General features: G+C 69.2%; 24 protein-coding genes. 18 read left to right on the top strand and 6 right to left on the bottom strand.

Features of this window, described 5'->3' with window-relative positions:
• Positions 1 to 4: 4 nt before the first annotated feature.
• Positions 5 to 1,606, bottom strand: coding sequence for an FAD-dependent monooxygenase (locus NMI01S_RS13660; protein ID WP_062997195.1), 1,602 nt, complete (start codon positions 1,604 to 1,606; stop codon positions 5 to 7).
• A gap of 51 nt (positions 1,607 to 1,657) precedes the next feature.
• Complete coding sequence (locus tag NMI01S_RS13655; RefSeq protein ID WP_157126169.1) at positions 1,658 to 2,266, bottom strand: acyl-CoA-like ligand-binding transcription factor; 609 nt, start codon at positions 2,264 to 2,266, stop codon at positions 1,658 to 1,660.
• A 115-nt stretch (positions 2,267 to 2,381) separates the two neighbouring features.
• Between NMI01S_RS13655 and NMI01S_RS13650 the strand changes: the two genes are divergently transcribed.
• Together NMI01S_RS13650 and NMI01S_RS13645 are read left to right on the top strand one after the other, a co-directional pair.
• The gene (locus tag NMI01S_RS13650; RefSeq protein WP_062997193.1) at positions 2,382 to 2,750 is read left to right on the top strand and encodes an arsenate reductase family protein; all 369 of its coding nucleotides are present in this window, start codon (positions 2,382 to 2,384) and stop codon (positions 2,748 to 2,750) included.
• A 118-nt stretch (positions 2,751 to 2,868) separates the two neighbouring features.
• Entirely contained in the window at positions 2,869 to 3,243 is a 375-nt protein-coding gene (locus NMI01S_RS13645) for a nuclear transport factor 2 family protein (RefSeq protein ID WP_062997191.1), read from the top strand.
• A gap of 9 nt (positions 3,244 to 3,252) precedes the next feature.
• Here NMI01S_RS13645 and NMI01S_RS35875 read toward each other — a convergent pair whose 3' ends face one another.
• On the bottom strand, positions 3,253 to 4,143 hold the full coding sequence (locus NMI01S_RS35875; RefSeq protein ID WP_245716850.1) for a DUF4873 domain-containing protein: 891 nt from the start codon (positions 4,141 to 4,143) through the stop codon (positions 3,253 to 3,255).
• Entirely contained in the window at positions 4,140 to 5,039 is a 900-nt protein-coding gene (locus tag NMI01S_RS13635) for an AurF N-oxygenase family protein (RefSeq protein ID WP_062997189.1), read from the bottom strand. The genes NMI01S_RS35875 and NMI01S_RS13635 overlap by 4 nt, the downstream gene beginning before the upstream one ends.
• A 99-nt stretch (positions 5,040 to 5,138) precedes the next feature.
• Here NMI01S_RS13635 and NMI01S_RS13630 point away from each other — a divergent pair, with 99 nt between their 5' ends.
• The 13 genes from NMI01S_RS13630 (at position 5,139) to NMI01S_RS34105 (ending at position 19,275) form a co-directional block, all read left to right on the top strand.
• On the top strand, positions 5,139 to 5,894 hold the full coding sequence (locus NMI01S_RS13630) for a TetR/AcrR family transcriptional regulator (RefSeq protein ID WP_245716849.1): 756 nt from the start codon (positions 5,139 to 5,141) through the stop codon (positions 5,892 to 5,894).
• Between the two features lie 82 nt (positions 5,895 to 5,976).
• Positions 5,977 to 7,476 carry a depupylase/deamidase Dop gene (dop, locus tag NMI01S_RS13625; protein ID WP_030518124.1) on the top strand — a complete coding sequence of 500 codons (1,500 nt, stop codon included), beginning with the start codon at positions 5,977 to 5,979 and terminating at the stop codon, positions 7,474 to 7,476.
• A gap of 182 nt (positions 7,477 to 7,658) precedes the next feature.
• Complete coding sequence (locus NMI01S_RS13620) at positions 7,659 to 7,853, top strand: ubiquitin-like protein Pup (protein ID WP_030518123.1); 195 nt, start codon at positions 7,659 to 7,661, stop codon at positions 7,851 to 7,853.
• A 26-nt stretch (positions 7,854 to 7,879) separates the two neighbouring features.
• Positions 7,880 to 8,698 (top strand): proteasome subunit beta, encoded by an 819-nt coding sequence (gene prcB / locus NMI01S_RS13615; RefSeq protein ID WP_062997187.1) that lies wholly within the window; start codon positions 7,880 to 7,882, stop codon positions 8,696 to 8,698.
• Positions 8,695 to 9,477 (top strand): proteasome subunit alpha, encoded by a 783-nt coding sequence (gene prcA / locus NMI01S_RS13610; RefSeq protein WP_062997185.1) that lies wholly within the window; start codon positions 8,695 to 8,697, stop codon positions 9,475 to 9,477. Before prcB ends, prcA begins: the two co-directional genes overlap by 4 nt.
• A gap of 213 nt (positions 9,478 to 9,690) precedes the next feature.
• Complete coding sequence (gene pafA, locus NMI01S_RS13605; protein WP_181320965.1) at positions 9,691 to 11,049, top strand: Pup--protein ligase; 1,359 nt, start codon at positions 9,691 to 9,693, stop codon at positions 11,047 to 11,049.
• 120 nt (positions 11,050 to 11,169) lie between these two features.
• Positions 11,170 to 12,165 (top strand): helix-turn-helix transcriptional regulator, encoded by a 996-nt coding sequence (locus NMI01S_RS13600; protein WP_157126168.1) that lies wholly within the window; start codon positions 11,170 to 11,172, stop codon positions 12,163 to 12,165.
• 40 nt (positions 12,166 to 12,205) lie between these two features.
• Entirely contained in the window at positions 12,206 to 13,210 is a 1,005-nt protein-coding gene (locus NMI01S_RS13595; protein WP_062997183.1) for a helix-turn-helix transcriptional regulator, read from the top strand.
• Positions 13,207 to 14,361 (top strand): 2-dehydropantoate 2-reductase, encoded by a 1,155-nt coding sequence (locus NMI01S_RS13590; protein ID WP_084512943.1) that lies wholly within the window; start codon positions 13,207 to 13,209, stop codon positions 14,359 to 14,361. Before NMI01S_RS13595 ends, NMI01S_RS13590 begins: the two co-directional genes overlap by 4 nt.
• Positions 14,349 to 14,639, top strand: a complete 291-nt coding sequence (gene tatA / locus NMI01S_RS13585; protein WP_062997181.1) for a Sec-independent protein translocase subunit TatA — start codon at positions 14,349 to 14,351, stop codon at positions 14,637 to 14,639. The genes NMI01S_RS13590 and tatA overlap by 13 nt, the downstream gene beginning before the upstream one ends.
• Positions 14,640 to 14,750: 111 nt before the next feature.
• Positions 14,751 to 15,740 (top strand): twin-arginine translocase subunit TatC, encoded by a 990-nt coding sequence (gene tatC / locus NMI01S_RS13580; RefSeq protein WP_062997471.1) that lies wholly within the window; start codon positions 14,751 to 14,753, stop codon positions 15,738 to 15,740.
• A complete protein-coding gene (locus NMI01S_RS13575; RefSeq protein WP_062997473.1) occupies positions 15,737 to 18,433 on the top strand; it encodes a DEAD/DEAH box helicase in 2,697 nt (898 codons plus the stop codon). The genes tatC and NMI01S_RS13575 overlap by 4 nt, the downstream gene beginning before the upstream one ends.
• A 104-nt stretch (positions 18,434 to 18,537) precedes the next feature.
• Positions 18,538 to 19,275, top strand: coding sequence for a DUF4333 domain-containing protein (locus NMI01S_RS34105; protein WP_062997179.1), 738 nt, complete (start codon positions 18,538 to 18,540; stop codon positions 19,273 to 19,275).
• A 63-nt stretch (positions 19,276 to 19,338) separates the two neighbouring features.
• Here the strand turns inward: NMI01S_RS34105 and NMI01S_RS13565 are convergent, their stop codons facing one another.
• Positions 19,339 to 20,304, bottom strand: coding sequence for a 5'-3' exonuclease (locus NMI01S_RS13565; protein ID WP_062997469.1), 966 nt, complete (start codon positions 20,302 to 20,304; stop codon positions 19,339 to 19,341).
• Positions 20,305 to 20,407: 103 nt separating this feature from the next.
• On the opposite strand from NMI01S_RS13565, the gene NMI01S_RS13560 reads away from it, so the two are divergent.
• Positions 20,408 to 21,535 (top strand): M24 family metallopeptidase, encoded by a 1,128-nt coding sequence (locus NMI01S_RS13560; protein WP_062997177.1) that lies wholly within the window; start codon positions 20,408 to 20,410, stop codon positions 21,533 to 21,535.
• A gap of 124 nt (positions 21,536 to 21,659) precedes the next feature.
• Here the strand turns inward: NMI01S_RS13560 and NMI01S_RS13555 are convergent, their stop codons facing one another.
• Complete coding sequence (locus NMI01S_RS13555; RefSeq protein ID WP_036501711.1) at positions 21,660 to 22,070, bottom strand: TIGR03618 family F420-dependent PPOX class oxidoreductase; 411 nt, start codon at positions 22,068 to 22,070, stop codon at positions 21,660 to 21,662.
• A gap of 43 nt (positions 22,071 to 22,113) precedes the next feature.
• Between NMI01S_RS13555 and dprE2 the strand changes: the two genes are divergently transcribed.
• Entirely contained in the window at positions 22,114 to 22,869 is a 756-nt protein-coding gene (gene dprE2 / locus NMI01S_RS13550; protein ID WP_174554516.1) for a decaprenylphospho-beta-D-erythro-pentofuranosid-2-ulose 2-reductase, read from the top strand.
• A gap of 136 nt (positions 22,870 to 23,005) precedes the next feature.
• On the top strand, positions 23,006 to 24,283 hold the full coding sequence (locus NMI01S_RS13545; RefSeq protein WP_062997458.1) for a bifunctional cobalt-precorrin-7 (C(5))-methyltransferase/cobalt-precorrin-6B (C(15))-methyltransferase: 1,278 nt from the start codon (positions 23,006 to 23,008) through the stop codon (positions 24,281 to 24,283).
• Positions 24,284 to 24,379: the final 96 nt, after the last annotated feature.

Below are 24,379 nucleotides of genomic sequence, written 5' to 3'. Positions count from 1 at the left end.
AACCTCACCGCGCGTGCGACAGCACCGGTGCCGCGCCGAACCAGCGGGTGAGCGCCCGATGCAGACCATCGGCACTCGCGTCGTCGGCGGCCCATGCGACGTATCCGTCGGGGCGCAGCAGAATCGCCGCCGGCGCGCTCGCGATGCCGGGTCGGGCCGCGGTGTCTACGGCCCGGTCCGAGGGCGTGAGAGTGATTGCGCCGGAGACGATTTCGATACGCGCCCGCCATCCCGCCGCCGCGGCGGCTGCTACGCCCGTACCGTCGATCAGCACCGGCCGTGCGGTGTGCAGCAGGTCGGCGACCCGCACGCGAGTGCCCTCCGTGGCGACCGAGTAGTCGGGGACCAGCCGTCCGGACACAGGATGGTCGTCGCCGACGTCGTAACGGGTGTCGGACCCGGCCAGTAGCCCGGCGAGGTGGGCGGCGACCGCGGGGATCCGTACCAGTTCCGCGAAGAGGTCGCGTAATCCGGAGATTTCGGGTCCCGGTGCGATCAACGCGCTTTGGGCCAGGCTGTGCATCATCACTCGCTCGGCCACCGGGTGGCGTTCGCTCTCATAGGTGTCCAGCAGCCCGGCAGGTGCCCAGCCGTTGACCTCCGCCGCCAGTTTCCACCCCAGGTTGACCGCATCCTGCAGGCCGAGGTTCAGCCCCGGGCCACCCATCGCGGAGTGCACGTGCGCGGAATCTCCGAGAAGCAGCACACGGCCCTCGCGATAACGCTCCGCCAGCCGGGTGTTCTGACCGACGGTGCGCCGCAACGCATGTGGGCCGGCGCCGGTCGGCGGTGTTATCGGCACGTCGGCTCCGAGTACTCGCTCGATGCTCTCGCGGAGCTCCGCGAAGGTCATGGGTTCGTCCTCGGGCGGGACATGGTCGGTGCCGTATTCGCTCACTCCGATCATCGGCCGCCCGGGAGTCAGCTCGGCGAAGATGAACATGCCTCTGTCCACGCGGTTGTGTCCGAAATGGAACCGTCCCGCGCCGGGAATGTCCATGCCGCCGTCGAGTGTTCGCAGCCCGTCCGGAACGGTGGCATGGCCGAATCGCGTGACGCGGTCGGTCACCGTGCAGCCAGGGAAATCGATCCCGGCCAGCTTGCGCACTGCGCTCTTCCCGCCGTCGGCGGCGACCAGATAGCGGGCCCGGATTCGATACTCGCCGTCGGGACCGTCGACGGCCGCGACCACATGGTCGCGGTGGGCTTCGAGATCGTGCAGGCGATGTCCCCAGCGGACCGCCACACCCAGCTCCCGCGCGCGGGCGGCGAGCAGGGCGACCAGTCGCGGTTGCGGAATCGGCAGGGCGTACAACGGGTTGTCCGCGAATTCCGCCAGATCCAGCGGCAGCCCGCTGAAGGAGTAGCGCGGAAGCGGTGGCGGGATCGCGGGAGCATCGTCACCTGCGGCGGGGCGATACAAGCCACGCATATCCATCAGCCGCACCACCTGTCCGACGAGACCGTTGGCCTTGGGTTCGGTACTGGGGGCGGGCAGCTCCTCCAGGACGGTCGCCCAGACGCCGCCCAGTGCGAGTTCACAGGCCAGCATCAGCCCGTTCGGTCCGGCACCGGAAATCAGTACCGCACAGGTGTTTTCGGACATGACAAATCAACCCCTTGTCGGATGAGCGGTTTCGAGGGAAAGGCGGAGAAGTCAGCTGGGTTCGGGCAGGCCGGCGGCGACCAGTTCCAGTGCCTGCCGTGTCAGCGCGGTGATCGAGGCCGGAGGATCGCACCGGGGGTAGACCTCGATCGCCGCCACCAGTGCGCCGAGCACGGCTTCGGCGACCAGCCGTGGATAGAGCGTGCCGGGATCGGTGCCGGTGCGTTCGGCGACCGCCTCGGTGAAGGCGTCGGTAGTGGTACGGGTCAGTGCTGCCTGCGCCTCAGGGCTGGCGACGAGTTTGCGGACCTCGGCCAGCCGGTCGCGCGGCGGCGGATCGGCATCGAGGCCGTCGACTCGCAACGGTTCCAGCATCGCCTCGGTGATCGCGGCCCACAGCGGCTCACCGGCCGGCCGTGCCCGCAACAGTTCGATCCCTCGGCGGATCCGGTCGATGTGCCGGTACGCCAGCGCCTCGTATTTGTTGGCGAAGTAGTTGGTGAACGTCCGCACCGAGACCCCGGCGCGGGCGGCGATGTCCTCTCGCAGCACCTGGTCCAGGCCGCGTTCGAACATCAGCTCGAGTGCGGCATCGCTGAGTGCGCGCCGCGTATCGAGCTTTTTGCGTTCCCGCAGCCCCAGGGCCGGCTCCGTGGTCATGAACTCAGTATCGGCGAAAGTGCGAGTCACTTCAATAGTGCACGACAGGAAAATTTGCCTTTAGGGCAAATTGGCTCCGTCATCGTGGGGAGGTCGGCGCGCTAGGGTTTCGGCTATGACTTCCGGGCAAACGCAGATCTGGCACAACCCTCGCTGTTCCAAGAGCCGCGCGGCCAAAGCCGCGCTGGACGAGGCCGGGGTGGACTACATCGAGCGGCAATATCTCGACGATCCGCCGACCGTGGCGGATCTGCGCGAGATCCTGGCCCAGCTCGGCCTGGAGCCCTGGGACATCACCCGCACCGGGGAACCGGAGGCCAAGGAGCTCGGTATGGCGGGATGGTCGCGGACGGAGGCCGACCGCGATCAGTGGCTCGAGACGCTGGCGAGCAATCCGAAGCTGATCCAGCGACCGATCGTGGTCACCCCCGACGGCCGGGCCGTCGTCGCGCGGGACGAACAATCGTTGAAGTCGGTGCTGTAGACCTCCACCCGGTGCGCGGCCGGACAACGAGACCGGCTGCGCGGCAACCACTTCGGTGCTCCGCGGCATTACCCGACGGGTAATCGACCCGGCGCCCGCTCTCCGACATGCTCGTCATATGAGCGAAAACGAAACCACCAGCACCTACGACGCCATCGCCCAGCGCTACATCGACACCTGGAACGAAGCCGGCGCCCCGGCCCGGCGCACACTGCTCGACGAGCTGTACCGGCCGGATGCCACCTACACCGATCCGCTCGCGGCCGTCGCCGGAGTCGCCGCGATCGACGAGATGATCACCGGCGTCCGGGAACAGTTCGCCGGTATGCGATTCGGCCTCGGGCCGGTCGACGGACACCACGACCAGCTGCGGTTCACCTGGACGCTGGGGAATCCCGGCGCCGAACCGCTGATCGTGGGCTTCGATGTGGTCGTTCTCGACGGCGATCGCATCGCCCGCGTGCACGGATTCCTGGACAAGATTCCGGGCTGACCACTGTTGTCAGTGAGTGCGGTTGTCCGCCAGGGGAAATGGTGGCCGTCCGATTCCGGCGATCCGCAGATTTCCCCACGGGTCGCGCTCCTGCAGCCGGCCCGCGGCGGGCTCGCCTCCGGGGATCCGCAGCGATACCGCACCGCGCCCCGGATCCGGCAGCAGATCCGCCTCCGCTGCGCTGAGACGGCCGTACCAGTGATAGTGACCGTCGATCGGGTCCGGATGCCCGTTCAGCGCGACCGTCACCGCGAGTTCGGCGCCCGGCGCGTCGAGTACCGCCGGACCGGCGTACTCGTAGGCGGGCACCCGCTCGGCGGCGACGGTCGTATCGAAGTGACGGCGATCCGGTCTCGGCAGCCGCCGGCCGGACCGGGGATTCGCGGCCCAGCGCCGTGCCGATTCGTGCTGCACGGCGCGTCGCAGCTGGATTCGGGTACCGCCGGTCCGGCACATCGCCGAGACGCAGCGCGCGGCGTATTCGGCGCGGGCCTGCACCGGATAGTGCGGCCAGTGCGCGCCGGCGGGGGAGTGCGTCCAGAACAGGTTGGGCATCTCGTGCATCGCCGAGCCGAGATGGGCCACCCGGCCGTCGCTCAGCAGCGTGTGCAGGTCGGCGCCGACCCCGGTGATGCGGTGCGCGTCGAGGTCGGCATCGGCCAGGATCACCACCGACGCCGTGGTCGTGCCGTCGTCCGCGCGCAGCCGCCAGCGGTCGTGTGCGCCGTCGAATTCCATGGTGTGCACCGCGGACGGTGGCCGATCGGCCGCGAGCGCGGTCGAGCCCAGGACGGTGAGGTCGCGAATTCCGTTGCGCCGCAGCGTCGCCGCGACGACCGGTGCCGACGGCCGGGTCGCGACGACGGCCACGCCGCCCGCGCTGTGCCGGTCCGGCCTCATGCGAGCAACCCCCGCCGCCGCCAGAGCCGCTTGCCGATCGGGCCGAGCAGCCCGTTCTCGTCCAGGAACGCGCCCAGGTCGGCGCCGCCGGCCGCGAGCATGCGATGCGCGTGCGGATTGGCCAGCGCCGCGCGCACCGCCGTACGCCCGTCGAGGCCGGCCCGAATGTACATGTGCCGGTTGGTGATCAGCCGGACGAACAACGGAGCGGCCACCGCGACACACATCCGCACATAGGCGCGTTCCGCGCGCGACATCACCGGAACGCGGCGGATGAGGGCGTCGCGGGCGAAGCCGATGTGGCGGGCCTCCTCGGTGACGTGGACACGGAATGTGCGCGCTACCACCGGCTGCAACTGCGGATCGTCGATCGTGCGGCGTTGCAGCGCGTCGAAGATCTCCTCACCCACCAGCGCTCCCACCCACACCATCGGTCCGTGCAGAAGCAGTTGCAGCGACGAGATCGCCAGCCGGGCGGGGGCTTTGGGCCAATAAGGCCGGGCGTCGATACGGTCGATCAGCTTGCCGAACATGGTCATGTGCCGGCATTCGTCGCCCATCTCGGTCAACGTGTAGTGCGAGCGGTGCGAAGTGGGGTCGCTGTTCATCAACTCCCGCAACAACAGCCGGTTCAGGATGTTCTCGAACCAGATCCCCACCGACAGGATGTTCGCGAGTTCCTGCCGCGACAGCTCGCGCCGCTGCTCGGGTGACATCTCGTCCCACAGGTCGGTGCCGTAAAGGGAGACCACCTCCGGCGGCAGGAAGAACTTGTCCGGATCCAGTGGTGCGTCCCAGTCCAGATCGACCACCGGGTCGTAGGACTTGCGGACCGAACCGAGCAGCAGGCGCTGCGCGAAGGTATCCCGCGGGAGCAGGGTGGCGTCGTTGCCCATGACTGCGCTCCAAACGAATCGAATTACCGAGACAGGCTGTAACATCAAGGTTAGTGAGACGGGGTGTATCGGTCAATACCGCATGAGTATCGTTGACATGTGAGTGAAACCGGTGGACAACGGCCCCCGCGGCGTGCGGAACGGTCCGGCGCGGCCGGTGTGGACGGTCGCAGTACCCGCTGGAACGGGCACAAGCAGCGGCGGCGTGCCGAGGTGATCGAGGCCGCGGTCGCGGTGATCGAGGAGAACGGCGCCGAGGTGTCGGTCCAGCAGATCGCCGACCGGCTGGGCCTGCCGCGTCCGGTGGTGTACCGCCATTTCGACGGGCGGACCGATCTCGACGAGCAGATTCGCGGCCGCATCCTGGAATCGCTACTGACTCAACTACTTCCGACGCTGCGGGCGGACGGAACCGTCAAGGACGCGGTGCGCGGAGCGGTCGGCACCTACGTCGGCTGGGTGGACTCGCATCCGCAGCTGCACCGATTCCTGGCGGCGAGTGCCCCGCAAGGGGATTCGTCGCTCGCGCTGGCCGGGGCACGCGACCGCATCGGCGCCCGGCTCGCGGATCTGTTCGCCACCGCCGCCGCGCGCGTCGGCATCGACCCCGTGCGGGCCCGGCCGATGGCCTTCGGGATCGTCGGCTTCGTCGACGGGGTGGTCAACAGCTGGCGCGCCGACACCGCCTCGGCGCTGGGGTCGGAGCAGATCGAGGCGATCGTGACCGAATCGGTGCTCGGGCTGCTGGAGAGCAATGCACGCAGTCTGGGGGTTCCGCTGGACCGGGACGCCACCGTCGCCGACCTGGTCGCGCGGTCCCAGGCGGCGGCCCCGGACCCGCTGGCGGTCAACTGAATTCGCGACGGCGCGCGGCGCGGTGACGGGCCACCGCACCCGGGCGGCCCCGGGGGCCGCGCGCGTCGCCTAGGCTCGACCCATGCAGCGCATCATCGGAATCGAGGTCGAGTACGGCATCTCGACACCGACGGAACCTTCGGCGAACCCGATTCTCACGTCCACCCAGGCGGTGCTGGCCTACGCGGCGGCCGAGGGCGTACCCCGGGCCAAGCGCACGCGCTGGGACTACGAGGTGGAGTCGCCGCTGCGCGATGCGCGCGGCTTCGACCTGGGCCGGCTCAACGGGCCGGCGCCGGTGATCGACGCCGACGAGGTCGGCGCGGCGAACATGATCCTCACCAACGGTGCCCGCCTCTACGTCGACCACGCGCACCCGGAGTATTCGGCTCCCGAGGTCGTGGACCCGTTGGACGCGGTGATCTGGGACAAGGCCGGTGAGCGGGTCATGGAGGCCGCCGCCCGCTATGCCTCCAGTGTGCCGGGTGCGCCGCGCATGCAGCTCTACAAGAACAACGTCGACGGCAAGGGCGCCTCCTACGGCACCCACGAGAACTATCTGATGAACCGCGATACGCCGTTCAACCAGATCATCGTCGGCCTGACGCCGTTCTTCGTCTCGCGGCAGGTCGTCACCGGGTCGGGCCGGGTCGGCATCGGGCAGTCCGGCGACCACGCCGGATTCCAGCTGTCGCAGCGCTCGGACTACATCGAGGTCGAGGTGGGTCTGGAGACCACCCTCAAGCGCGGCATCATCAACACCCGCGACGAACCGCACGCCGACGCCGACAAGTACCGGCGGCTGCACGTGATCATCGGCGACGCCAACCTGGCGGAATGGTCGACCTACCTCAAGGTCGGCACCACCGCGCTGGTACTGGATCTGATCGAGGCCGGCGAGGACCTGTCGGATCTGCAGCTGGCGCGTCCGGTCACCGCCGTGCACACCATCAGCCACGATCCCAGCCTGCGCGCCACCGTCGCGCTGGTCGACGGCCGCGAACTGACCGGCCTTGCGCTGCAACGGATCTACCTCGACCGGGTGGAGAAGTTCCACGACCGCGAGGGCACCGACGACGCCCGCGTGACCGATGTGCTGGAGAAATGGGCGCATGTGCTCGACCTGCTCGAACGCGACCCCATGGACTGCGCGCACCTGCTCGACTGGCCGGCCAAACTGCGCCTGCTCGAGGGTATGCGTAGCCGCGAGGGCCTGGGCTGGGCGGCGCCGAAACTGCATCTGATGGATCTGCAGTACTCCGATGTGCGCCTGGACAAGGGGCTCTACAACCGCCTGGTGGCCCGCGGTTCGATGGAGCGGCTGGTCTCCGAACAGCAGGTCACCGACGCGATGACCAACCCGCCGACCGACACCCGCGCCTATTTCCGGGGCGAATGCCTGCGCCGCTTCGGCGCCGATATCGCGGCGGCGAGCTGGGATTCGGTGATCTTCGACCTGGGCGGCGACTCGCTGGTCCGCATTCCCACCCTGGAGCCGCGCCGCGGGACGAAATCCCACGTCGGCAAGTTGCTCGAGGGCGCGGGTACGGCCGCCGAACTGGTCAAGCAGCTCACCTCCTGACCGGGTGGCCGGGCCGCCGGCGGCGTGCTCGTGCCGCGGTGGCACGGCGTGCTGTGACGTTGCGGCGGGGGCACATTGCGACGTAATCCGGCATGTTGTCACCGTCGCTGGGTAGTGTTGAGGGACGAGCATCGGAGGTTTCCGGTGCTCGCCGATGATCAGTACAGAGGAGGTCGGCTGCTATGGCACAAGAGCAGACCAAGCGCGCCGGTGGTGGCGACGAGGACGACGACGCGGCCGGTGTCGAGGCCGCGGGACAGGAGCGCCGCGAAAAGCTGGCCGAGGAGACCGACGACCTGCTCGACGAGATCGATGACGTGCTCGAGGAGAACGCGGAGGACTTCGTGCGTGCCTACGTCCAGAAAGGCGGCCAGTGACATCAGGTGACCCCTTGCGGCTCCACATGGGGTACGCCCTCTCGTCATTCTCCGAATATCTGCGGGAAAACGCGCCGGAACTGTTGCCGGGCAACGGTTTCGGACGCGCATCCGGGGGCACCGGCTCGGCCGGGGACCTGGCGCCGCACGGCACCACCATCGTCGCGGTGACCTACCGCGGCGGTGTGCTGATCGCCGGCGACCGCCGCGCCACCCAGGGCAACCTGCTGGCCAGCCGCGATATGGAGAAGGTGTACATCACCGACACCTTCTCCGCGGCCGGTATCGCCGGCACCGCAGGCGTGGCGGTCGAGATGATCCGCCTGTTCGCGGTGGAGCTGGAGTACTACGAGAAGATCGAGGGCGTGCCGCTGACCTTCGACGGCAAGGCCAACAAACTGTCGAAGATGGTCCGCGACAATCTGCCCGCGGCACTGCAGGGCCTGGCGGTGGTGCCGATCCTGGTCGGCTACGACCTCGAGGCCACCGATCCGGCGCGGGCCGGCCGCATCGTGTCCTACGACGTGGTCGGCGGCCGCAGCGAAGAGCGCTTCGGCTACACCGCCACCGGGTCGGGCTCGATGTTCGCCAAGTCGTCGTTGAAGAAGACCTACAGCCGCGATATGGACGAGGACCGCGCCCTGCACATCGCCGTCGAATCGCTGCTCGACGCGTCCGACGACGACACCGCCACCGGCGGCCCGGATCTGCAGCGCGGTATCTTCCCGACGGCGATCGTCATCAATGCCGAAGGGGCGCTGGAGGTTTCGGACGATCGGCTCGAGCAGATCGCACGCTCGATCGTCGCTGAGCGGGTGGTCGAAGAAGGGAGTACGCGTCCATGACACTGCCGTACTACGCGTCGGCCGAACAGATCATGCGCGACAAGACCGAACTTGCGCGCAAAGGCATCGCCCGGGGACGCAGTGTCGTGGTGCTGGTGTACGACAAGGGTGTGCTGTTCGTCGCCGAGAATCCCTCGGCGACACTGCACAAGGTGAGCGAACTCTACGACCGCATCGGATTCGCCGCGGTCGGCAAGTACAACGAGTTCGAAAGTCTGCGTCGTGGTGGGATCCTGCAGGCCGATCTGCGGGGATACCAGTACGACCGGCGGGATGTGACGGGGCGGGCGCTGGCGAACATGTACGCCTCGACCCTGGGCACGATCTTCACCGATCAGCTCAAACCCTACGAGGTCGAGATCTGCATCGGTGAGGTCGGCTATCCGGAGCAGGAGTCGAATTCGGTCCTGTACCGGATCAACTTCGACGGCTCCATCGTCGACGAGCGCGACTTCGTGGTGATGGGCGGCAATACCGACCCGATCAGCACCGCGCTCAAGGACACCTTCCAGCCGGGCCTGGAATTGCGGGCGGCCATCCGCACCGCGGTGGACGCCCTGCAGAAGGGTTCGCCGGACAACAGCGACAAGGACAAGCGCGGCATCGCGGTGTCCTCGCTGGAGGTGGCGACGCTGGAGCAGGCTCGCCCGCGCCGGGCTTTCCGGCGCATTCCGCACGCCACGCTGGAGACGCTGCTCTCCGCCGACGGCGTGGCGAGTGCGGGCGAGGGGAACGCCGAGCCGGAGACGCCCTCCGCCGGAGACCCCTCCAACCCGTAACCGCTGGTAGCGGGCTCGAATCTGATGCCCGGCCCCATCCTCCGACCGTGTGGATGGGGCCGGGCGTCTGTCGTCCGTAGTCGGTCTCCGCACCACGAACCCGGTACTGCCGGCGGCGTCGCGGCCGGTACAGCCCATATTGTTGTGAACCCGTATGCAACCGCTTGCTCGCACAGCCACTTTCGCCGTTCGCTTTGCCGTAATGTCGATGGTGTGCAGCGACGAATTATGGGGATCGAGACCGAGTTCGGGGTGACGTGCACGTTCCACGGTCACCGTCGGTTGAGTCCTGACGAGGTGGCCCGGTATCTGTTCCGCCGGGTGGTGTCCTGGGGCCGTAGTTCGAACGTATTTCTCCGCAACGGAGCGCGGCTCTATCTCGATGTCGGTTCCCATCCGGAGTATGCGACGGCCGAATGTGACTCGCTGGTTCAGCTGGTCACCCACGATCGCGCGGGTGAGCGGGTGCTCGAGGAGTTGCTGATCGATGCCGAGCAGCGCTTGGCCGAGGAGGGGATCGGCGGTGACATCTATCTGTTCAAGAACAACACCGATTCGGCGGGCAACTCCTACGGCTGCCACGAGAACTTCCTCGTGGTGCGGGCCGGCGAGTTCTCCCGGATCTCGGATGTGCTGTTGCCGTTCCTGGTGACCAGGCAGCTGATCTGCGGTGCCGGAAAGATCCTGCAGACGCCGAAGGCGGCCACGTTCTGCCTGTCGCAGCGGGCCGAGCACATCTGGGAAGGGGTGTCGTCGGCGACCACGCGGTCGCGGCCGATCATCAACACGCGCGACGAGCCGCATGCCGACGCGGAGAAGTACCGCCGCCTGCATGTGATCGTCGGCGACTCGAACATGGCCGAACCCACCACGATGCTGAAGGTGGGCACCGCGGCGCTGGTGCTGGAGATGATCGAGGCCGGGGTGTCGTTCCGCGATTTCGCGCTCGACAACCCGATCCGCGCGATCCGCGAGGTCAGCCATGACCTGACCGGCCGGCGACCGGTGCGGCTGGCGGGCGGCCGCCAGGCCAGCGCTCTCGACATCCAGCGCGAGTACTACGCCCGCGCGGTCGAGCATCTGCGTAATCGCGAGCGCGATCCGCAGGTGGACGCCGTGGTGGATCTGTGGGGTCGCACGCTCGACGCGGTCGAGGCGCAGGACTTCGCGAAGGTCGACACCGAGATCGACTGGGTGATCAAGCGCAAGCTGTTCCAGCGCTACCAGGATCGGTACTCGATGGAGTTGTCGGATCCGAAGATCGCTCAGCTGGATCTGGCCTATCACGACATCAAGCGCGGTCGCGGGGTGTTCGATCTGCTGCAGCGCAAGGGTCTGGTCAAGCGGATCACCGAGGACGAGGCGGTCGATGCCGCGGTGACTACTCCGCCGCAGACGACGCGGGCCAAACTGCGCGGTGATTTCATCACCGCCGCGCAGGAGGCGGGCCGCGATTTCACCGTCGACTGGGTGCACCTGAAGCTGAACGATCAGGCGCAGCGCACGGTCTTGTGCAAGGACCCGTTCCGGTCCGTGGACGAGCGCGTGGATCGGCTGATCGCCTCGATGTGAGGGCCGACGGCCCCGCGGCGGTTCGCGGGGCCGATCGATTCGGCTGCCGGCAGCGATATCCCGGCGCGGATCGGTGCGGTGGTGCACCGTCGTGCTGGGAGTCCGATTACTCTGTGTCGGGTGGCGATTTCCAAGGTCGAGCGGCTGATGAATCTGGTGATCGCGCTGCTGTCGACCCGGCAGTTCCTGACCGCGGAGCGCATTCGCGACAGCGTTGCCGGCTACGAGGAGTCGGCCAGCGACGAGGCGTTCAGCCGGATGTTCGAGCGCGACAAGAACGAACTGCGGGATCTGGGGATCCCGCTCGAGGTCGGCCCGGTGGGCCGGTTCTCCGGGCAGGAGGGCTATCGCATCAATCGCGATGCCTACGAACTGCCCGATATCGATCTGACCAGCGCGGAAGCGGCGGCGGTCGCGGTGGCGGTGCAGTTGTGGGAGTCACCGGAGCTGGCCAGCGCCGCGGAGAGCGCGGTGCTCAAGTTGCGGGCCGCCGGGGTGCACGTCGACGCGGACGCGGCCTCGGCGTCGGTACCCGCGGTCCCGGCCCGCACCCGGGGCTCGGAGGCCGCGCTGGGCAAACTGCTGGCGGCGATCGACGCGGGGCGGGCGGTGCGATTCGAACATCGCGTCACGCACAACGCGCCCTACACCACGCGCGATGTGGAGCCGTGGGGTGTGGTGACCCGGCACGGACGCTGGTACCTGGTGGGCCACGACCGCGACCGGGATGCCGTGCGGACCTTCCGGTTGTCGCGGATCGGGGCCGACGTCGAGGTCTACGGGCCCGAGAACGTGGTGCACAAACCGGCGGATCTGGATCTGCGCCAGATCGTGGCGCGGGTGACGGGTGCGGCGCCGGTGACCGGATCGGCGACGGTATGGGTGGCGCAGGAGCGTGGCCAGGAGATCCGCCGGCTGGGCGTGGTGATCGCCGAGGAGACGGTCGCCGGTCGGTCTGGTTCGGTGGTGGAGGTGCCGGTGCGGTCGCGGGACTGGCTGGCACGCCTGATCACCGGCCTCGGCCCGGATGCGCTGGTGCTGGCCCCGGAGGATCTGCGGGCCGACGTGATCGCTCGGCTGCGGTCGGTACTGGAACGGACGGAGGTGTCGGCATGAGACGCGCGAGCGTCGCAACGGCCCGGGCGGGGGTGCGGCGATGAGCAGCCGACTGTCGACGCGGCTGTCCCGGTTGCTGAATATGGTTCCCTACTTCCTCGCGAATCCGGGGATCAGTGCGCCCGAGGCGGCCGCGGAACTCGGGGTCAGCACCAAACAGCTGATGAGCGACCTGAATCAGCTCTGGATGTGCGGCCTGCCCGGTTACGGGCCGGGCGATCTGATCGACCTGTCGTTCTCCGAGGAGAGCATCGAGGTCACCTTCTCCGCCGGTATCGACCGGCCGCTGCGGTTGACCTCGATCGAGGCGACGGCGCTGTTGGTGGCCCTGCGCTCGATCGCGGATCTGCCGGGCATGGTCGATCCGACCGCCGCCCGGTCGGCCACCGCCAAGATCGAATCCGCCATCTCCGGCGAGGCCGGGCATCGCAGCGAACCCGACACCGCGGAGCCGGTCGAGGCGCCGGCGGTGACCACGGTGCGTTCCGCACTGGCCGACGGGCGTGCGCTGCGGCTGGTGTACTACTCGGCGAGCCGGGATGTGGTGTCCGAGCGCGTCGTCGATCCGATCCGAATCGTGCTGGTGGACAACAACTCCTATCTGCAGGCGTGGTGCCGGCAGGCGGAGGGGGTGCGGCTGTTCCGGTTCGACCGGATCGAGGAGGCCACCGAACTCGACGAGCCGGCGAACCCGCCCAGCCACGCCACCGAGGAGTCCGCGGGACTCGACCTGTTCTCCGACGATCCCGCGGTCGCCTTGGCGCGCTTGCGCATTCGGGGCGACTACGGCTGGGTGCTGGATCAGTATCCGATGCATCCGGTGGTGGTCCATCCCGACGGCAGCGTCGAGGCGACGATGCGGTTCGCCACGCTGGGCTGGATCGCGCGACTGCTGCTCGGCTTCGGTTCCGGTGTCACCGTACTGGGGCCGCCGGAGCTGGTGAGCGCGGTGCGGGAACGGTCGGCCGCGGCGCTGGCCGCCTACGACGAGGTCGGCGACCTCGGTTACGACCGCCACATGGTGGAGGAGGTCGGGCCCGCGTGACGTTCCGGGTGACGGTGCTGGGCGCAGGAAGTATCGGTCTGTTCGTCGGTGGCAAACTGGCCGCCGCCGGTGCCGAGGTGAGTTTCGTCGGGCGCCCGCGGCTGCTGGACGAGATCGGCGCGCACGGGCTGCGGCTGACCGATCTGGACGGCGGTGATGATCGCGTCGCGGCGAGCGGTTTCCGCACCGAGATCGAACCGGACAGCGCCGCCACCGCCGATCTGGTGCTGGTCACCGTGAAGTCGGCGCAGACCGTTCAGGCCGCGGCGCAACTGCGCAATCGGGTGCGCGCGGACACCGTGGTGGTCAGCTTGCAGAACGGCATCGGCAACGATGCGGCGATCCGGGAATTGCTGCCCACGGCGGTGGTCTCGGCCGGCATGGTGATGTTCAACGTCGTCCACAGCGGCCCCGGCCATTTCCATCGCGGCACCGACGGCACCGTCGCGGTGGCCGACGATCCGGCGTTGTCCCGATTCGCGCCGCTGTTCGAACGGGCCGGGCTGCCCCTGGACCGCCATCCGGATCTGCGCCCGGTGCAGTGGGCCAAACTGCTGCTCAACCTCAACAACGCGATCAACGCGCTGTCGGGCCGGCCGCTGCGCGAGGAACTGGCCACCCGCGACTACCGGCGCTGCCTGGCGCTGGCGCAGGACGAGGCGCTCGCGGCGATGCGGCGCGCCCGGATCCGTCCCGCGCGACTGACCGTGCTGCCGCCGCGAGTGATGGCCCGCCTGCTGACTGTTCCCGATGCCGTCTTCGAGCGGGTGGCCGGCCGGGTGCTCGCGGTGGACCCGATGGCGCGCTCGTCGATGGCCGACGATCTGGCCCTGGGCCGGCGCACCGAAATCGATTGGCTCTGTGGGGAAATCGTGGAGCTGGGCCGGATGGTGGCGGTGCCTACCCCGGTGAACGCACGGCTGGTCGAACTGATCCGGGCCGCGGAGAACGGCGACCAGCGCCGCTGGACCGGCCCCGACCTGCTCGCGGAGCTGCGTGGAGCGGTTGCCCGCGAGGCGACGCGGCCCTGTCGAGCTGACCTGCGGCACCGTCTCGCCGATTCGCGGGTGACGACGCGCGTCGTCGCCGGATCGGGGTCCGGTAGCATCGGACATACCACAGTCTTGGGAGGTTTTCGATGGGTTCATTGAGCCCGACGCACTGGCTCATCATTGCGTTGGTGATCCTGCTGCTGTTCGGCGCCAAGCGGCTGCCCGACGCCGCCCGCGGTCTCGGACGTTCCTTGCGCATCTTCAAGAGCGAGATGAGCGAGATGCATTCCGAGGGCTCGGCGAATGCGGGTTCTGCGAACACGGGGTCGGCGAACGCGTCCGGCACCGCACAGCAGTCGGCGCCCGCGGCCGAGCTGCCGCCTGCTCAGCCGGTGAATCCGGCGCCGCAGGCCGACAAGGATCGTCACACGGCCTGATCCGGCCCGTCTCGAGGCCGTCACCCCGGTAACGCCCGCGGGGTGGCGGTGCGATGGCGGTTGGGCGTTTCATCCGGATCCGGCCAGGTGATCAGCGAGGCAGTCACATCCATGCGCATTCCGTTCGACCCCCGCCGTAGCCGGCGCAGGACGAATCCCGACGGCACCATGTCGTTGGTCGAACATCTGCAAGAGTTGCGTTCGCGACTGTTGAAGTCGCTGCTGGCGGTGGCGCTGACCACGGTGCTGGGATTCCTCTGGTATTCGCATTCGTTCCTGGGCATCGAAAGTCTGGGCGATCTGCTGCGCGGGCCGTACTGTTCGCTGCCGCCGGAACATCGTGCGCAACTGACCACCGACGGCGCCTGCCGGCTGCTGGCCACCGCACCGTTCGAACAGTTCATGCTGCGATTCAAGGTCGCCTTCACCGCGGGCGTGGTGATGGCCTGCCCGATCTGGCTCTACCAGCTGTGGGCGTTCGTCACGCCCGGCCTCTACGCCAAAGAGCGCAAGTACGCGGTCAGCTTCGTCGCCTCCGGTGTGGTGCTGTTCGTCACCGGCGCGGTGCTGGCGTACTGGGTGGTCGCGCATGCGCTGAGCTTCCTGATGGGAATCGGCAGCAATGTGCAGATCACCGCGCTGAGCGGTAGTCAGTATTTCGGGTTCATCATCAAGCTGCTGATCATCTTCGGTGTGAGTTTCGAGACGCCGCTGTTGATCATCGGGCTGAACATGGTCGGCGTCCTGACCTACGAGCGGCTCAAGAAGTGGCGTCGCGGCATGATCTTCGGGTTGTTCGTCTTCGCCGCGATCGTCACCCCGCAGGATCCCTTCTCGATGCTGGCGCTGGCCGCCGCGCTCACCGTGTTGTTCGAGGTGGCCGTGCAGATCGCCCGGCTCAACGACCGACGCCGCGCTCGCCGGGGCGACAACTGGGGTGCGCTGTCGGACGACGAGGCCTCCCCGCTCGGCGGACGGGACGATCTGGACGGGGTGAGCCCGGTGGAGCCCGCCCGGCCGGTGACGGCGAGCGGACCGGTCTCGGCCGAGCCCGCGCCGAAAACTCCGCGCCCGGTGTCGGACTACTCCGATACCCTCTGAGCGTGGGACAACCGTCGCTGACTGGCGAACTCGCGGCATTCGCCGCCGACCTGAAATTCTCCCTGGACCCGTTCCAACAGCAGGCCTGCGCGGCGCTGGAGAACGGGCACAGTGTGCTGGTGTGCGCGCCGACCGGCGCCGGTAAGACCGTCGTCGGGGAATTCGCCGTGCACCTGGCCCGCGCGGCCGGGGGGAAGTGCTTCTACACCACCCCGATCAAGGCGCTGTCGAATCAGAAGTACTCCGATCTGGTGGACCGCTACGGCCGCGACGCGGTCGGACTGCTGACCGGCGACCAGTCGATCAATCCGGACGCCCGGGTCGTGGTCATGACCACCGAAGTGCTGCGCAACATGCTCTACGCGGGCTCGGACGCGCTGCACGCGCTGTCGTTCGTCGTCATGGACGAGGTGCACTATCTGGCCGACCGGTTCCGCGGCGCGGTGTGGGAAGAGGTCATCCTGCATCTGCCGCCGGAGGTGCGCCTGGTCAGCCTCTCGGCGACGGTCAGCAATGCCGAGGAGTTCGGTGCGTGGATGGAGACCGTGCGCGGCGACACCGCGGTCATCGTCGACGAGACGCGTCCGGTGCCGCTGTGGCAGCACGTCATGGTCGGGCGGCGCCTGTTCGACCTGTTCGACACCAAATCCAGCGATCAGAAGATCCTCGTCGACGAGGATCTGGTTCGCTACATCAAGCACCGCGAGGCCGCCGACCGGATGAACGGCTGGTCCGGCCCGCGCCACCGCGGTGGCCCGCGCCGCGACTTCCGCCCGCTGCCGCGCCCGGAGATGCTCGCCCGCCTCGACGAGGAAGGGCTGCTGCCGGCGATCACCTTCATCTTCAGCCGGGCCGGCTGCGACGGAGCCCTCGCCCAGTGCCTGCGCTCGCGCCTGGATCTGAGCCGTCCCGACGACGCGGCGGAAATCGAGGCGGTGATCGAGCGCCACACCGGTGATCTGCCGCGCGCCGATCTCGATGTGCTCGGCTACTGGGAATGGCGTGAGGCGCTCTTCCGCGGTCTGGCCGCCCATCACGCCGGCATGCTGCCCGCGTTCCGGCACACCGTGGAGGAATTGTTCGTCCGCGGACTGGTGCGGGCCGTATTCGCCACGGAGACACTGGCTCTCGGCATCAATATGCCGGCGCGCACGGTGGTGCTGGAACGGCTGGTGAAGTTCAACGGCGAAACCCATGCCGAGCTGACCCCTGGCGAGTACACTCAGCTGACCGGCCGCGCGGGACGCCGCGGGATCGACATCGAGGGCCACGCGGTGGTGATGTGGCATCCCGACGTCGACACCAGCGCCGTCGCGGGCCTGGCCTCGACCCGCACCTATCCGTTGCGCAGCTCGTTCCGGCCCGGTTACAACATGTCGATCAACCTGATCGACCGGATGGGCGCCGCGCAATCGCGCGAACTGCTGGAGCGCTCGTTCGCGCAGTTCCAGGCCGACCGGTCGGTGGTGGGACTGGTTCGCGGTATCGAGCGCAACGAGGCACAGGTGCGGAAACTGCGCTCGCAGATCGGTGACGACGGATTCCTCGAATATCTGTCGCTGCGCGAGCGGATCAAACAGCGCGAACGCGAACTGGAACGGCAGGGGCGGGCCGACCGGCGCGGGGCGTCGGTCGAGTCGCTGACCTCGCTGCGCCGCGGTGACGTGGTGGCCATCCCGACCGGTCGCCGCCAGGGCCTCGCGGTGATCCTGGAACCGGACGCGAGTCCGGGCGATCCCCGCCCGCTGGTGCTGACCGCCGACACCTGGGCCGGCCGCGTCTCGGCCGCCGATTTCCCGACCCCCGCTCAGCCGCTGGGCCGGATGCGGCTGCCCCGCCATGTCGACCACCGCACCGCGCGAGCGCGCCGCGATCTGGCATCGGCGTTGCGCAGCACCGGGATCGCGGTCCCCGGCCGAGGCCGTCGCGGTGGTCGTGCGCGTGCGGCCGACGATCGGGAACTGGCGACCCTGCGGCGTGCGCTGCGCGCCCATCCCGCCCACTCCCGGCCCGACCGAGAGCAGCTGGCCCGGCTGGGGGAGCGCTACAACCGGCTCGAGCGTGAGACCGAGTCGATGCGCCAGAAGGTCGCTGCGACAACGAATTCGCTGGCGCGCACCTTCGATCGGATCGTCGCGCTGCTGAGTGAGCGCGGCTATGTCGACGGCGGGGAGGTCACCGCCGACGGCCGGCGGCTCGCCCGGATCTACACCGAGGCGGATCTCGTTGTGGCCGAATGCCTTCGGCAGGGCCTGTGGCGCGGGCTCGGTGCCGCCGAACTGGCGGGCGTGGTGTCGGTGCTGGTCTTCGAATCGCGGCAGGAGGGCGGCTACCTCGGCCCGGCCGGGCCGACCGAACCGGTGCGGCGCGCGGTCGGTGCCACCATCGGTGTGTGGAGTCAGCTGCGCACCGACGAGGCACGGCACAAGTTGCCGCCGACCCGGGAACCGGATCTGGGCTTCGTCACCGGCATCTACAAATGGGCCCGCGGCGATGGATTGGCCGAATCGTTGCTGGCCAGTGGTGATCAGGGCAGTGCGCTGTCGGCCGGTGACTTCGTGCGCTGGTGCCGGCAGGTGATCGATCTGCTCGACCAGATCCACCAGACCGCTGACGACACCGAAATCGCCGCCACCGCCGCCAAGTCGGTGCGTGCCATCCGGCGTGGCGTTGTGGCGGTGGACGCCGCGTAGCGTGCCCGGCTGTGATTGGATGACTACCGGTACCGACCGTGGTGAGGGCCTGATCACCTCACGCGGGGGGATGTGAGACGACGAGTGCGAGTGGAGGCAGGCACATGAGCGGCCCGTACGGACCGAACGAAACCCCTGGCCCAGGGGAGGGCCACAGCAGCGATCCGACCCAGCAGTGGTCGGGCCAGCCGCAGCCCGGCCAGTCCGGACCGGCGCCGCAGTGGGGTGGCCAGCAGCCGCAGCAGCCCCAGTGGGGACAGCCCGCACCGTCGCAGCAGCAATGGCAGCCTCCGCAGCAGCAACCGCAGCAGCCGCAGTGGGGTGGTCAGAGTCAGCCGTCCTGGCCGCAGCAACCACCGGCGCAGGCGCAGCCGTGGGACCCGACCCAGCAGCAGTGGGGTCAGCCGCCGCAGCCGTCGCAGCAGCAGTGGGCGCAGCAGCAGCCCACTCAGCAGGGTTGGGCGCAGCAGCCCGACCAGTCGCAGCAGCAGTGGGGGATGCAGGAACCGCAGCTGAGCACCACGCCCGCCAAGAAGTCGAAGAAGGGCCTGCTCTTCGGCGGTATCGGCGTGCTGGTCGTGGCGGTCGTCGCCGTGGTCCTCGCCTTCGTCTTCCTGGGCAGCGACAAACTGGACAACAAGGCCGTGCAGGACGGTGTGCAGAAGGTCCTCAAGGATTCCTACGGCATCGACGACGTCCAGAGCGTCAGCTGCCCCTCGGGTCAGAAGGTCGAGGTCGGGGGCACCTTCGACTGCACCCTGAAGGTCGGCGGCGAGCAGAAGAAGGTCACCGTCAAGATCACCAAGGACGACGGCACCTACGAGGTCGGCCGCCCCAACTGAGTGCCGTGCGCCCGGAACCATCGCCGGGCGCCACGTCTTCGTGACGGTGATGGATGCCGGGGCTCAGGCGTTCGCGGCCAACGCGGCGGTCAGTCGCTTGACGGGGCTTTCGGCGTTGTAGGCGGTGGCCAGCCCGTGCAGGCGGTCCGGATCGGCCGGCTCGGCGGGCAGTAGGTCGGGGCCGGACAATTCGACCTCGGCGTCGCGAACGACCCGCACCACGGGTGCGGCCGCCTTCAAATACTCTTGCGCCGCAGCCAGTTTCGCGCGCACACCGCGAGCCAGATCCGATCCCGGATCGGCCACGGCGGCCACCAGCGCCTCGAGCGAGCCGTAGCGCGAGATCAGCGTGGCCGCGGATTTGTCGCCGATACCGGCTACTCCGGGCAGGCCGTCGGACGCATCGCCACGCAGCGTCGCCATATCGGCATAGGCCGGACCCGCATTCTCCTGCGGCACACCATATTTCGCGGCCACCTCGGCGGGGCCGTACAGCTCGGCCCTGGCCAGCCCGCGGCCCACGTAGAAGACGTGGACGGGCGGTGCGTCGGCGCGCACCACCTGCAGCAGATCGCGATCACCGCTGACCACGATCACCTCGTTGTCGCGTTCGCGGGCGGCGAGGGTGCCGATCACATCGTCGGCCTCCAGGCCGGCCGCACCCGCGGTCGCGATCCCGGCCGCCGCGAGCACCTCGGCGATCATGTCGACCTGCGGCGTGAGCGTGGCGGGCACCTCCTCGGCGCCGGGCTGGGCGTCGGCCGTGGTGTCGAGCCGGTGGGCCTTGTAGGAGGGCACCAGCTCGACGCGGAAGGCCGGACGCCAGTCGAGATCCAGGCACACCACCAGGCGGCCGGGATTGTGACGGGTGATCAGCGCGGCGACCATATCGGTGAAGCCGCGCAGTGCGTTCACCGGGCGGCCGTCGGGCGCGGTGATCTTCTCCGGGATGGCATAGAACGCCCGGAACCACAGGCTCGCGCCGTCGAGAAGCAGCAGTGGCCGGTCACTCGCACTGGAGGTGAGCATGGCGCAGACGCTACCGGGCCGCACCGACAATCCGGCCACGACCCGGTCGCGAACGTCGTGATCGTCCGGACCGTGTCCGGAGTGACGGGTAACGTCGTATCGCATGAGCGCGCATACGGAGTCACGATTCGGTGCCGAGATCTACGGCAAGCGGCTGGAGCGGGCGGCGGAGCTGACCCGCGCGGCACATCTGGACGCGCTGCTGATCACGCCCGGACCGGATCTGCGATATCTGCTGGGGTCGGCCGCGCAATCCTTCGAACGGCTCACCTGCCTGGTCGTCCCGGCCAGCGGCGAAACCCCGTCGGTGGTGGTGCCGAAACTGGAGTTGGCCGCGCTGGACGGCTCGGCCGCCGGTGAGCTCGGATTGCACATGGTGCCGTGGGTCGACGGCGTGGACCCGTACGGGGTCGTGAAGTCGACGTTGAACGCGGGCGCCCGGGTCGCGGTCGACGATGCCATGCCCGCCCTGCATCTGCTCCCGATCGCCGACGCGCTGACCGCCCTGCCGGTGTCGGCGACCCCGATCATCCGGGAGTTGCGGATGATCAAGGATGCCGCCGAGATCGACGCATTGCGGCGCGCGGGTGCCGCCATCGATCGCGTGCATGCCCGGATGGGTGAGTGGTTGCAGCCGGGGCGCACGGAGGCCGAGGTCGCCGCCGACATCGCCGCCGCGATCGTGGCGGAGGGGCACGACCGGGCCGATTTCGTGATCGTCGGCAGTGGGCCCAACGGCGCCAACCCGCACCACAGCCATTCCGACCGGATCATCGAAGCCGGTGACGTGGTGGTCATCGATATCGGCGGTCCCGTCGAACCCGGATATTTCTCCGATTCCACCCGCACGTACGTGCTGGGCGAGCCCGATCCGGAGATCGCCGAACGCTACGCCGCCCTCGAACGCGCGCAGGCCGCCGCGGTGGCCGCCGTGCGCCCGGGTGTCACCGCCGAGTCGGTCGACGCCGCGGCTCGAAACCTGTTGTCCGAGGCCGGTTTCGGTGAGGCGTTCATTCACCGCACCGGCCACGGCATCGGGCTGTCGGTGCACGAGGAGCCCTACATCGTGGCGGGCAACGAGACCGTGCTGCGGCCGGGGATGGCGTTCAGCATCGAGCCGGGCATCTACTTCGGCGGTGCGTGGGGCGCCCGCATCGAGGACATCGTGGTCGTCACCGAGGACGGCGGCGAGTCGATGAATCGCCGTCCGCACGGTTTGACGGTGCTGTAGTGCCCTGCCGGCTCGCGTCGCCACGGAGGTGTGAACGGATGCCGTCGGACGACGGATTCGGCGCGGCCCGCGGAGACCGGCACGGTCCGGCGGCCTCGTGTCCCGTGCTGGTGACCGGCGTCGCTCAGCCGCGCAGGGTGCTGCTCGACAGCACCCGCGCGACGCGCACGGCGATGACCACGCGCTGCGGGTTCTCGCGCGGCGTGCGGTAGCGCTCGGCGTAGCGGGCTTCCGCCTCGGCGACCCGGTCGCGGTCGGTCCAGACCTCGGCCGGGCCTTCGAGGGTGAGCCAGCGCGGGCCGTCGACCTGACTCAGCGCGGCGTATCCGCGCCGGTCCGCGTTGCGGGCCTTGGTGGTGGGACCGCCGGTGATCACCCGTGCGATACCGGCGTCGGGATCCCAGGTGAAGCCGACCGCGACGACGTGCGGTGTACCGTCCGCGCGCAGGGTGGTCAGCGTGGCCAGATGCCGTTCGGTCACGAATTCCAGCGCGCTGGGGGACAGGTCGATGCGCGCGGCCGCGGTACTCGTCATGGCTGCGACGCTAGCAACCGGCGCCGATGGCAGACTATGCGCCATGGGTGTGCGTGAGGTCGACGACGGGGTGATCGTGCTGTTCGGCGGGCGCAGCGAGATGGGACTCGAGGTCGTCCGCCGGATCTGCGCGGACCGCGAGATCGTGCTCGCCGCACGTCGCAGCGATCGGCTGGGGGAGGAGACCGCGATGCTGCGCGCGGCGGGCGCCCGCGCGGTCCATGCGGTGGAGTTCGACGCCGACGACCTGTCCGGCCATCAGCCGCTGCTGGAGAAACTGGCCGCCGACCACGGCCGGATCGGGGTGGCGATCCTCGCCTTCGGCGTCCTGGGCGACCAGGACCGCGCCGAACAGGATCCGGCCGCGGCGGTCGCGGTACTGCACACCGACTTCGTCGCCCAGGTGAGTCTGCTGACCGTGCTGGCGAATCTGCTGCGCGCCCAGGGCAGCGGCCAGGTGGTGGTGTTCAGTTCGGTCGCCGGGGTGCGGGTGCGGCGAGCCAATTACGTCTACGGTTCGGGCAAGGCGGGGCTGGACGGTTTCGCATCGGGCCTGTCGGATGCGCTGCACGGCACCGGCGTCCATCTGCTGCTGGTGCGGCCCGGATTCGTGATCGGCCGGATGACCGAGGGCATGAGCCCGGCGCCGCTGTCGAGTACACCGCAGCAGGTGGCCGACGCGGTGGTCTCCGCATTGCACCGGCGCGTCGGCGAAGTCTGGGTGCCGCGCGCACTGCGGTTCGCCTTCGCGGTGGCGCGATGGGTGCCTCGGGCCGTCTGGCGCCGGATGCCCCGCTGATGCGCGCGCTCACACGGTCCGCACGGCGGAGCCGCTGCGCCGTGGCATTGCCCGCTCGTTCGGCACAGCCGCTGCCCGCGCGTACGACACAGACGCTGCATTCATCCGGTACAGCGCGACGGTGGCCGGTGACGATATGACGGGCGAAGAACCCGCTCTCGCACTCGGAGACACGCAGGACGCACCGACCAACGATCGCGTGATCGCGGTGGTGGGCATCGGTGCCGACGGCTGGCCGGGGTTGAGTCCGCGCGTGCGCGCCGAAATCGCCTCGGCTCAGGTCCTTTTCGGATCGCGCCGCCAGCTCGATCTGGTCCCCGCCGACGCGAGCGCCGCGGATCGCCGGGCCTGGCCGACCCCGCTGCTGCCCGCGCTGCCGGAATTGCTGTCCGCGCACCGGGATTCGCGTATCTGCGTTCTGGCCAGCGGAGATCCCATGTTCTACGGCATTGGGGTCACGCTGGCGAAAATGCTGGGGCCACAGGCTATCCGGGTTTATCCGCAGCCGTCGTCGGCCACGCTGGCCTGCGCCCGACTGGGCTGGGCCAGCGCGCACACGCCGGTGGTGAGCGTGGTCGGCCGCCCCCTCGAGACGGTTCTGCCGGAACTCGCCGACGGCCGGCGGCTCCTGGTGCTCAGCGCCGACGAACACTCGCCCGCGCAGGTGGCGGAACTCCTGCGGCACAACGGCTTCGGCGAATCACGGCTGACCGTGCTGGAGCAGCTCGGCGGTCCCGGCGAACGGATCGCCGCCGCGACAGCGGCGCGGTGGTCACGGCCTCCCGGCGATCCACTGAACATCGTCGCCATCGAGGCGATCCGCGATCCGGCCGCACCCCGGCTCACCCGGTTGCCAGGCCTGCCCGACGCCTCCTACGGCGGCGACGGACAACTGACCAAGGCGGAGGTCCGCACCCTGTCGGTCGCCGCGCTCGCCCCGGCGCCCGGTGAACTGCTGTGGGATGTGGGCGGCGGATCGGGCACCATCGCGATCGAGTGGTGCCGCACCCATTCCGACTGTCGCGCAATCACATTCGAGCGCAGTTCGACGCGCCGCGAACAGATCGCCGCCAACGCCGCGGCGCTCGGGGTGCCCGCGATCGTCGTGCGCGGCGAGGCGCCCGCCGATCTGCCCGCGGCAGGGGATCCGGTGCCCGACGCGATCTTCCTCGGCGGCGGCCTCACCCAGGACGGTCTGTTAGCGACATGCTGGGATCGGCTGCGCCCGGGCGGACGCCTCGTCGCCAACGCCGTCACCGCCGAATCGGAGGCGCTGCTGCTGCGCTGGGCCGCCGAACACGGCGGCGTACTGCGGAAATTCCAGATCTACCGGGGCGAGCCGCTCGGCGGATTCACCGCGTGGCGCCCGCATCTGCCGGTGGCGCAGTGGATTGCGGTGAAGCCGGCCGAGTAGTCCGAATCGGTCGCATAAGACGCAGGCGGCGGCGGCCCCGCCCCGCTCCCACCGTTCGGTCGCCTACTGGGGCGGCAACCTCACTCTCACCGGTTT

The organism is Nocardia mikamii NBRC 108933, from assembly GCF_001613505.1.
Lineage (GTDB): Bacteria > Actinomycetota > Actinomycetes > Mycobacteriales > Mycobacteriaceae > Nocardia > Nocardia mikamii.
Note: the sequence above shows the minus strand (reverse complement) of the source record. Positions and strands in the feature narration are given on the sequence as shown.